Origin of the sequence: Vibrio sp. 10N.239.312.D08 (assembly GCF_041466145.1) — a bacterium.
Lineage (GTDB): Bacteria > Pseudomonadota > Gammaproteobacteria > Enterobacterales > Vibrionaceae > Vibrio > Vibrio crassostreae_C.
Genome location: NZ_JBFSSD010000023.1, coordinates 67,128 through 76,462, shown reverse-complemented (window position 1 = coordinate 76,462; position 9,335 = coordinate 67,128). Strand labels below are relative to the sequence as shown.

The window sequence follows — 9,335 nt, the reverse complement described above, 5'->3', positions numbered from 1 at the left end:
ACTGAGCCCGTAGAGGACTTTCACCTCCTAGATCAACGCCATGCTCGGCGCACAAATTGAAAAAGCAGGCTGATAGCCTGCTTTTTTTGTGTCTGAGCCACTATTGCTAAATAAGATACATCGCCAATAGCACTTAGGTAGAGCCCCTAAGGTTTCGCTTGCCAGCTGATCTTCTGTTGCTTAGCCAATACACCCGACAAGATACACAGCACACCGCCTAAACCTGCGTAACGAACAGCAGTTTGAGCTTGCTGCTCTACTTTTGGTTTTGCGTGGTAGGCAATGCCTAAACCTGCAGAGCCCATCATCACCAAGTCATTGGCACCATCACCAACGGCAACGGTATTATGTAGTTCCAATTCGTACTCTTCAGCCAACTCTACCAAGATATCCGCTTTGGTCTGCGCCGAAACAACATCGCCTAAGACTTCACCCGTCAACTTACCGTTGACGATCTCAAGCGTGTTTGATTGAGCATGGTCTAGATCAAGGGTATCTTTCAGGTAGTCAGAGAAGTAAGTAAAACCGCCTGATGCAATCGCCGTTTTCCAGCCAAGCTTATTTAGAGTATTCACCAGCCCGACCAAGTCTGGCATGAATGGCAATGACTGACGCACTTGCTCTAATATCGACTCATCCGCACCTTTCAGTGCTCCTACTCGCTGGCGTAGGCTCTGTTCAAAGTCGAGCTCGCCTTGCATTGCTCGTTCTGTGATTTCAGAGACTAACTCTCCCACTCCAGCTAGCTTGGCAATCTCATCGATGCATTCAATTTGAATCGCTGTGGAATCCATATCCATCACGATCAAACCTGGCTTAGATAAGTCTGGGACCTCGCTAAGGCAAGCATAATCAAGCTTCAGCGCTTGGAGGATTTCTTCGTGTGCTGGCGTTAGATTGCCTGACATCAAAGCCACTTCATAATGCCCAACCTTCCACGTATCGAGGATGGTGTTGTAAGTGCCAGTGAAAAAGTCGATGTCATCGAAAGATTGTGGAGATAGGTACTCACCAAACACAATCCAATTGGCCTTGGATTTAGCGAGTTGAGAAGCGAAACGAGTCTCGGGGAGTCGAGTTAATAATGTCGTATGCCTTTTTATCGGCAGATATTTCTGAGCGTCCATGTGTATGATTCCTAATTAACTATGCTAAACGTTAACCTATTGCAATTTGAAAACGCAAGTCTCAATATGTCTTAATCATAACATTTGTTTATTTCAGGCTTCGTGAAACATGAATGAATCATTGTTCTCAATACGTAACGCTTTACGAATGCTAGCCCTCATTTTGTTGGCTACCATGTTCGTTGTAACGATTAAAAATACGGTCGTGATCAGTAAAGGTAACGAGAAGATCCAAGCAAAACAGTTGGAAACTCTTACCAAGCTGCTTATCTCTCAGGCATCACTTTCAGCCAGCAAGATGATCACGCAACAAGACCAAGAGCGATTGCTTGATCTGACTAACCAGCTATCTCAAGACCGACTGGTGTTCGATACCACCATCTATGATGCAGAGGGTATTCGACTGGCTTCGAGTGAAAAAGCCCTCTCGGTACGTGAGGTTCTTGGCTTAGATACGCCACTTTCAACAGCAAGTATCGGCAGACAACAATTAGTTGAACCTATTTATTCACCAGAGAAGACGATCATCGGCTTTATTCGAGTGACTTTTGAAACCGGGAAGATGACGGCGATTTCTGATCACCACTACCGAAAAAGTGATCGCTACATGATCGGTATGGTGTTGATGGGGTTTGTGAGTGGCGTGTTGTTCATCATGCTGATTCGCAGAAGACCGACTAAGTCTGGTGAGAACTTACTGTTGAAGAATGTAAGCTCATAATCACACTAGGCTGACAATAAAGACACTAGATTGAGAATAAATATCGCAATCCAATAAAAAGCCCCGACGCTCAGGCAGCAACGGGGCTTTTTGTTATCTGTTAACTTATCAAGCTAAGACAAATCAAGATTATTCTTGGTCGCCAAGCAACACAGAGTCCAGTGCGATAACCATCATGTCGTTGAAAGTCGTTTGACGTTCATCTGATGTCGTTTGCTCACCAGTCTTGATGTGGTCAGAAACAGTACAGATCGTTAGAGCTTTTGCGCCGTATTCAGCACATACACCATAGATGCCAGCTGCTTCCATCTCTACGCCAACAATGCCGTATTTGTCCATTACTTCGAACATCTCTGGATCTGGCGTGTAGAACAACTCAGCCGAGAACAGGTTACCGACTTTTACGCCGACACCGAGAGCTTTGGCTGCATCTTCTGCCGCGCGCACCATTTTGTAATCCGCAATAGCCGCAAAGTCATGATCTTTAAAGCGAATACGGTTCACTTTAGAGTCAGTACATGCGCCCATGCCGATCACCACATCACGCACTTTGATATCTTCGCTCACTGCACCACAACTACCCACACGAATGATCTTCTTCACACCAAAGTCTTTGATCAGCTCAGTCGCGTAAATAGAACAAGATGGAATGCCCATACCGTGGCCCATTACCGAAACCTTACGACCTTTGTAAGTACCGGTGTAACCAAACATGTTGCGAACGTCGCACACTTGAACCACTTCTTCTAAGAAGGTTTCAGCGATGTATTTAGCACGTAGCGGGTCGCCTGGCATTAAAACTACGTCAGCGAAATCACCCATTTCAGCATTAATATGTGGAGTAGCCATTGAAAATATCCTTAATCTCAAAACAAAAAAAGAAGAGAGAGGTTTCCCTCTCTCTTCGTTAACTATTATAGAAAGCTTGTACCGTGTCCCATTGGCGATGTACCAAAGTAAGACGCTAAGCTTTGACCGATATCAGCGAACGTATCGCGACGGCCTAAAGAACCGGCTGGAACCTTCTGACCGTAAACAATCACAGGGATGTGCTCACGAGTATGGTCTGTACCTGGCCATGTAGGATCACAACCGTGGTCAGCCGTTAGGATAAGCACATCATCTTCTTTCATCATATCGATGATTTCATTGATACGACCATCGAAGTACTCAAGTGCCGCTGCGTAACCAGCAACATCACGGCGGTGGCCGTAAGCTGAGTCGAAATCAACGAAGTTAGTGAACACGATAGTGTTGTCGCCTGCTTCATTGATCGCTTCTTTGGTTGCTTCAAATAGCGCAGGGATACCTGTTGCTTTAGTTTTCTGCGTGATACCACAACCCGCATAGATATCAGAGATCTTACCGATTGAATGAACGTTACCGCCCTTCTCATCAACCAACTTCTGAAGAATGGTAGCTGCAGGTGGCTCAACAGAAAGGTCACGACGGTTACCAGTACGTTCGAATTGACCTTTGCCCGGGCCAATGAACGGACGAGCGATAACACGACCAATGTTGTAATCTTCTAGCTCTTCACGAGCAATCTGACAAAGGTCTAATAGGTTTTGCAGGCCGAATGTCTCTTCGTGACAAGCGATCTGGAAAACAGAGTCTGCAGAAGTATAGAAGATAGGCAAGCCAGTCTTCATGTGCTCTTCACCTAGGTTATCTAGGATTTCCGTACCAGATGAGTGGCAGTTACCCAAGAAACCAGACAGGCCTGCACGCTCAAGGATGCGGTCAGTCAGTTCTTTTGGAAAGCTGTTCTCTTTGTCGGTGAAGTAGCCCCAGTCAAACAGTACAGGAACACCCGCGATTTCCCAGTGACCTGATGGCGTGTCTTTACCAGAAGACAGCTCAGCAGCGTGACCGTAAGCGCCAATGATCTCAGCGTCTGCATCCATACCAGGAGCAAAGCGACCTGTAGACTCTTTGTGAGCCATCGCTAGACCTAGCTTAGACAGGTTTGGCAGTGCCAGTGAACCTTTACGATCTGCATTGTCTGCAAGACCTTGGTCACAATGATCTGCGATGTGGCCCATAGTGTCAGAACCTACATCACCAAATTTGTCTGCATCCGCTGTTTCACCGATACCGAATGAATCTAAAACTAAAATAAATGCTCTTTTCATTTTCTTCACCAACTTATTGCTCTTTGCACCAGAACTCTGTTTATCGGTATACGCGAGGTATACCGATACCTGTTATTTACACGTCTTCAGAACGAATCTGACGGTAAACGTCTGGCGTTGCTGTATATTCTCCGCCCACAGTGATTGCATTTTGTAATGCTGTTGCAGCTTCTTGCCACTGTTGTTCGTTGCGAGCATGAATCATTGCTAATGGCTTATCTTCACTTGCTACTTCACCTAGGCGAATGAAGTGATCAAAACCGACTGCGTAATCAATGCTGTCCGTTGCTACACGACGACCGCCGCCCATACCAACCACAGCCATACCAATTGCACGAGTATCCATTGCTGATACCACACCGCTTTCTAACGCGTACACTGGCTTAATAATGTCTGCTTTTTCTAGGTAGTTATCGTAGTTCATTACGAAATCAACTGGACCACCAAGGCCCGCTACCATTTTACCGAAGCACTCTGCTGCCTTACCGTTATCCAGTACTGCCATCAGTTTTTCGCGCGCTTCATCTGAGTCTTTAGCTAGGTTACCGAGCACCAGCATTTCAGCACACGATGCTAGAGTGATCTCTAACAAGCGAGGGTTACGGTATTCACCCGTTAGGAACTGAACCGCTTCACGAACTTCTACTGCGTTACCCGCTGAAGAAGCCAGCACTTGGTTCATGTCCGTTAGGATTGCTGTTGTTTTAGTACCCGCACCGTTTGCTACTGCAACGATAGATTTCGCTAGCTCTTCAGATGCTTCGTAAGTCGGCATGAATGCGCCTGAACCTACTTTTACATCCATCACTAGAGAATCAAGGCCCGCAGCCAGTTTCTTAGATAGGATTGAAGCCGTGATCAGCGAGATGTTATCGACTGTTGCTGTGATATCACGAGTTGCGTAAACACGCTTGTCAGCAGGAGCTAGATCGCCTGTTTGACCGATGATAGCCACGCCAGCATCTTTCGTTACTTCACCGAACACATCGTTGGTTGGTGTAATGTTGTAACCCGGAATAGATTCCAGCTTGTCTAGCGTACCGCCAGTGTGGCCTAAACCACGACCAGAGATCATTGGAACGAAACCGCCACATGCTGCCACCATTGGGCCAAGCATCAGAGAAGTAACGTCGCCAACACCACCAGTAGAGTGTTTATCAACGATTGGGCCATCAAAGTTCATGTGGCTCCAGTCAATCACCATGCCTGAATCACGCATTGCACACGTTAGTGCGATACGTTCTGGCATCGTCATTTCATTAAAAAAGATAGCCATTGCGAATGCGGCAATTTGGCCTTCAGAAACCGTGTTCTTAGCCACACCTTGAATGAAGAAGTTAATTTCTTCAGCTGTTAGGACTTCACCGTCACGTTTTCTGCGAATAATTTCTTGAGGTAGATACATTAGTGCCTCCCAAACTCTAGTGAGTATGGTTTGTAGGGAAAAGAGGTAATATGGAGTGGCTTGACGCCACTCCATCAAACAGACTTATTATGTTCAATACTCTAAATATTTGGCGTTGCAGTTAGGCGACCAGTGAGTTCATTCCTATGAGCATAGAGGCTCTATGTGATTAGGAGGAACTTACGCAGTCAACAACGCTGCGGTGTCAAATATGACGAGTAAATTAGTATGCTGCTGGATCAGCAGTCTGGTCTGTCACTTCTAATGTATTAAGAAGGTTAGTTAGTAGGCTTGAAGCACCAAAACGGTAGTGCATGTTGTCTGCCCACTCAGCGCCTAGTAGCTCATCAGCCATTGCTAGGTATAGTGCTGCATCTTCAGCAGTACGTACGCCACCAGCTGGTTTGAAACCAACTGTTTTAGCAACGCCCATGTCACGGATAACTTCAAGCATCATGCGCGCGTACTCTGGAGTCGCGTTTACTGGCACTTTACCTGTTGAAGTTTTGATGAAGTCTGCACCTGCTTCGATACAGATTTGAGAAGCTTTCTTGATTAGTGCTTCTTCTTTCAGTTCACCTGTTTCGATGATCACTTTAAGCGTGATGTCACCACAAGCTGCTTTACACTGTTTAACTAGCTCAAAGCCAACTTCTTCGTTGCCAGCAATAAGAGCACGGTATGGGAATACTACGTCAACTTCGTCTGCGCCGTACGCTACCGCTGCTTTTGTTTCTGCAACAGCAATTTCGATGTCGTCATTACCATGAGGGAAGTTAGTTACAGTCGCAATGCGTACTTCTGGAGTACCTTGCTCACGCAACGCTTTCTTAGCTGCTGGGATAAAGCGAGGGTAAATACAGATTGCAGCGGTGTTGCCTACTGCAGTCTTCGCGTCATGACAAAGCGCCACTACTTTTTCAGTAGTATCGTCGTCATTTAGCGTAGTTAGGTCCATAAGTTTAAGTGCACGTAGAGCTGCTGCTTTTAAATCGCTCATTTCTATCTCCGATCAATATATTCAAATAGTTAACTACTTCGCCCTCCATCCAGTATAGATGGATATTTTAGTAATGCTCAGTAGCCACAAATGAACGGACTTGGTTCCCTGAAGACTTGATAACTTTCGCTACCAATTGCAATCCTTGTCACCGCACAGTACCAGTTTGGTCTATGGCACAACAAATCAGTCATGTTGTGTCTAACATCTATAGCGTATCGCTAATTTTGGCTTAATCCCAGAAGAATAACGTTCGAGTTGATTTCGAGGTTACTTTCTTGCCAACAGAGACATCCTATCCCTTTAGCTTATACATTATAGGTATCCATCAATAAATTGTAGTGCTCCTTAGAACGCAAACGGTTTGTATCTCAAAAAAACATTCTAGACCCATTATCGACTTCAAGCTGATGCTTATGCTCATCTCAAAGAATCACTAGGCCTAAAAACAAAAAAGCCCCGCAGCAATTTCTTGCTACGGGGCGATATTATTATGGCGTCTATATATCGATTTCTAACTAATTAGAAAGACAGGAAGAAGCCAGCAATTGTTGCTGCCATCAGGTTAGATAGAGTACCAGCAATTACCGCTTTAACACCCATACGTGCGATGTCGTGGCGACGGCTTGGTGCAATACCACCTAGACCACCTAGAAGAATCGCAATTGAAGAAAGGTTTGCGAAACCACATAGTGCGAATGCGATGATAGCTTGAGTCTTCTCAGACATCACTTGACCAGTTGCTGCAACAACTTGAGCGTTTTCACCAACGTATGGTACGAAGTTTAGGTATGCAACGAATTCGTTAACAACTGTCTTCTGACCAATGAAAGAACCAGCGATAGTTGCTTCTTCCCATGGAACACCAATGATGAATGCTAGCGGTGCGAAGATCCAACCTAGAAGAAGTTCTAGAGTTAGGTTTTCCATACCGAACCAACCACCGATGCCACCTAGGATACCGTTGATTAGAGCAATTAGACCGATGAATGCTAGTAGCATTGCACCAACGTTAAGTGCTAGTTGTAGACCAACTGATGCGCCACCTGCTGCTGCGTCGATAACGTTAGCTGGTTTGTCATCGCCACCGTCCATTTCGTCAGCGATGTTGTCGTCTGGCGTATCTGTTTCAGGCTTGATGATTTTAGCGAATAGTAGACCACCAGGTGCTGCCATGAATGACGCTGCAACTAGGTACTCTAGAGGTACACCCATAGATGCGTAACCTGCTAGTACACCACCAGCTACAGAAGCCAAACCACCACACATTACTGCGAATAGTTCAGAGTTAGTCATTTTAGGAACAAATGGACGAACAACTAGAGGTGCTTCAGTTTGACCAACGAAGATGTTTGCTGCTGCAGACATAGACTCGGCGCGAGAAGTACCTAGAGCTTTCTGAAGACCACCACCAAGAACTTTGATTACAATTTGCATAACACCAATGTAGTAAAGTACAGAGATAAGTGCAGAGAAGAAAATCAGAGTTGGTAGTACTTGGAAAGCAAAGATGAAACCGATACCGTCAACTGAGAAGTTAACTAGGCTGCCGAATAGGAAACCAGTACCGTCTTTACCGTAGTCGATCACGTTTGCTACACCAGCAGAGAAACCTGCAAGTAGATCACGACCCCAAGGGATGTAAAGTACGAATGCACCAAGTGCGAATTGGATAGCGAAAGCGCCACCCACTGTTCTTAGATTAATAGCTTTGCGGTTGTCAGATAGTAGTACTGCGATTGCGATCAGTGCAACCATTCCGACTAGGCTCATAAACAGGCTCATAGTTTATGACTTCCTTATTAGTTATTTATTGGCGTGTTACAAAATGGGGCTATAAAGCGGAGGCAATTATACTCATGCGACCACTAATAAAGTAATGCCGTCCTCACACTTTCGTAGAAGATTCATGTACCATTCATACACAAATGTGACCCAAATCACAAGCTCAGTGCAATTTACGCAAACGATAAACAAAAACCTTCGATTTTATTCACATATACCGAATGCGCGATGGCTATTTTGCCAAATTTGCGCTGCAATCGATTGCTTTGGCTCTTTTCTAAGCAAAAAAAGTTCATTTAAGATCGTAACTAAATATTTGGAATGATTAACATTTCCTTGGTTTCCATACATGGGCATGTCCGGAGCATCCGTTTCCAATACCAGACATTCAAGGGGCAATTTTGCGATGGTTGTGCGTGTTTTTTGCGCTCTTGGGTAAGTTATCGTTCCACCGACGCCAATATAGAAACCGAGCTTGATCCACGCCAAAGCTTGCTGTTCACTCCCAGAAAAACCGTGAATCACACCACCTAAGGTGAACTTATGCTGCTTTATTAGCTCGATAAGTCGGTTGTAAGACTTCCTCTCATGGATGATTAAAGGCAGGTCAAACTCCTTGGCAAGTTCCATTTGCTGGATGAAAAAGCGCTCTTGTTTCTCCTGTTCCACATCCACAAAAAAGTCCAACCCACACTCACCAATGGCCACACACTGACGTGTTTTTGATGCGAGTAGTTGGTGAAGTTCTTCAAATTGCATCTCATCCGCTTGCTCTAAAAAGTAAGGATGAAAGCCTAATGCGTAGTAAACATTGGGGTGAGATTGAGCGATTTCATCGAGCTTCCTCCAGTTACTTTGGCCAATAGAAGGGATGATTAACTTCTCGACTTGAGCTTGCTTTGCTTCTTTAAGATAGCCATCAATACTTTGTTCAGGTGTAAAACCTTGCTCAAACGCCTCAAAATCCGCGTGGCAATGAGTATCAAACAGCGGAAAGTCACTTATTTGCTGTGTCATCTTCCCTACTCTCTGTTTGTTTCCCTTGAGGATCACGGCGATAAGCAACACAACTGCGCTTGTTCTCAGGCGTTAACCCAAGCTCTTCACACCACTTATCGTATCTTTTAACCCAAGTTTTTATCCAACCCAACATAACTGCCTC

At 45.2% G+C, this 9,335-nt stretch carries 9 protein-coding genes; 1 reads left to right on the top strand and 8 read right to left on the bottom strand.

Annotated elements, in window-relative coordinates:
• Positions 1 to 146: 146 nt before the first annotated feature.
• Complete coding sequence (gene serB, locus AB6D58_RS13825; RefSeq protein ID WP_017058828.1) at positions 147 to 1,127, bottom strand: phosphoserine phosphatase; 981 nt, start codon at positions 1,125 to 1,127, stop codon at positions 147 to 149.
• Positions 1,128 to 1,236: 109 nt separating this feature from the next.
• Here serB and AB6D58_RS13820 point away from each other — a divergent pair, with 109 nt between their 5' ends.
• Complete coding sequence (locus tag AB6D58_RS13820) at positions 1,237 to 1,848, top strand: YtjB family periplasmic protein (protein WP_076655999.1); 612 nt, start codon at positions 1,237 to 1,239, stop codon at positions 1,846 to 1,848.
• Positions 1,849 to 1,977: 129 nt separating this feature from the next.
• On the opposite strand, the gene deoD is transcribed toward AB6D58_RS13820, so the two are convergent.
• The 7 genes from deoD to AB6D58_RS13785 all read right to left on the bottom strand — a co-directional run bounded on the left by deoD (position 1,978) and on the right by AB6D58_RS13785 (position 9,326).
• On the bottom strand, positions 1,978 to 2,697 hold the full coding sequence (gene deoD, locus AB6D58_RS13815; RefSeq protein WP_017063285.1) for a purine-nucleoside phosphorylase: 720 nt from the start codon (positions 2,695 to 2,697) through the stop codon (positions 1,978 to 1,980).
• 65 nt (positions 2,698 to 2,762) lie between these two features.
• Positions 2,763 to 3,983, bottom strand: a complete 1,221-nt coding sequence (locus tag AB6D58_RS13810; protein ID WP_017063284.1) for a phosphopentomutase — start codon at positions 3,981 to 3,983, stop codon at positions 2,763 to 2,765.
• Positions 3,984 to 4,059: 76 nt separating this feature from the next.
• Positions 4,060 to 5,388, bottom strand: a complete 1,329-nt coding sequence (gene deoA, locus AB6D58_RS13805; protein ID WP_017063283.1) for a thymidine phosphorylase — start codon at positions 5,386 to 5,388, stop codon at positions 4,060 to 4,062.
• A 223-nt stretch (positions 5,389 to 5,611) separates the two neighbouring features.
• A complete protein-coding gene (deoC, locus tag AB6D58_RS13800; protein WP_010436196.1) occupies positions 5,612 to 6,388 on the bottom strand; it encodes a deoxyribose-phosphate aldolase in 777 nt (258 codons plus the stop codon).
• Positions 6,389 to 6,910: 522 nt separating this feature from the next.
• Positions 6,911 to 8,173 (bottom strand): NupC/NupG family nucleoside CNT transporter, encoded by a 1,263-nt coding sequence (locus AB6D58_RS13795; RefSeq protein WP_017058833.1) that lies wholly within the window; start codon positions 8,171 to 8,173, stop codon positions 6,911 to 6,913.
• Positions 8,174 to 8,377: 204 nt separating this feature from the next.
• Positions 8,378 to 9,190, bottom strand: a complete 813-nt coding sequence (locus tag AB6D58_RS13790; protein WP_372109941.1) for a TatD family hydrolase — start codon at positions 9,188 to 9,190, stop codon at positions 8,378 to 8,380.
• Positions 9,171 to 9,326 (bottom strand): DUF5363 family protein, encoded by a 156-nt coding sequence (locus AB6D58_RS13785; RefSeq protein ID WP_157938685.1) that lies wholly within the window; start codon positions 9,324 to 9,326, stop codon positions 9,171 to 9,173. Before AB6D58_RS13785 ends, AB6D58_RS13790 begins: the two co-directional genes overlap by 20 nt.
• Between the last annotated feature and the right edge of the window lie 9 nt (positions 9,327 to 9,335).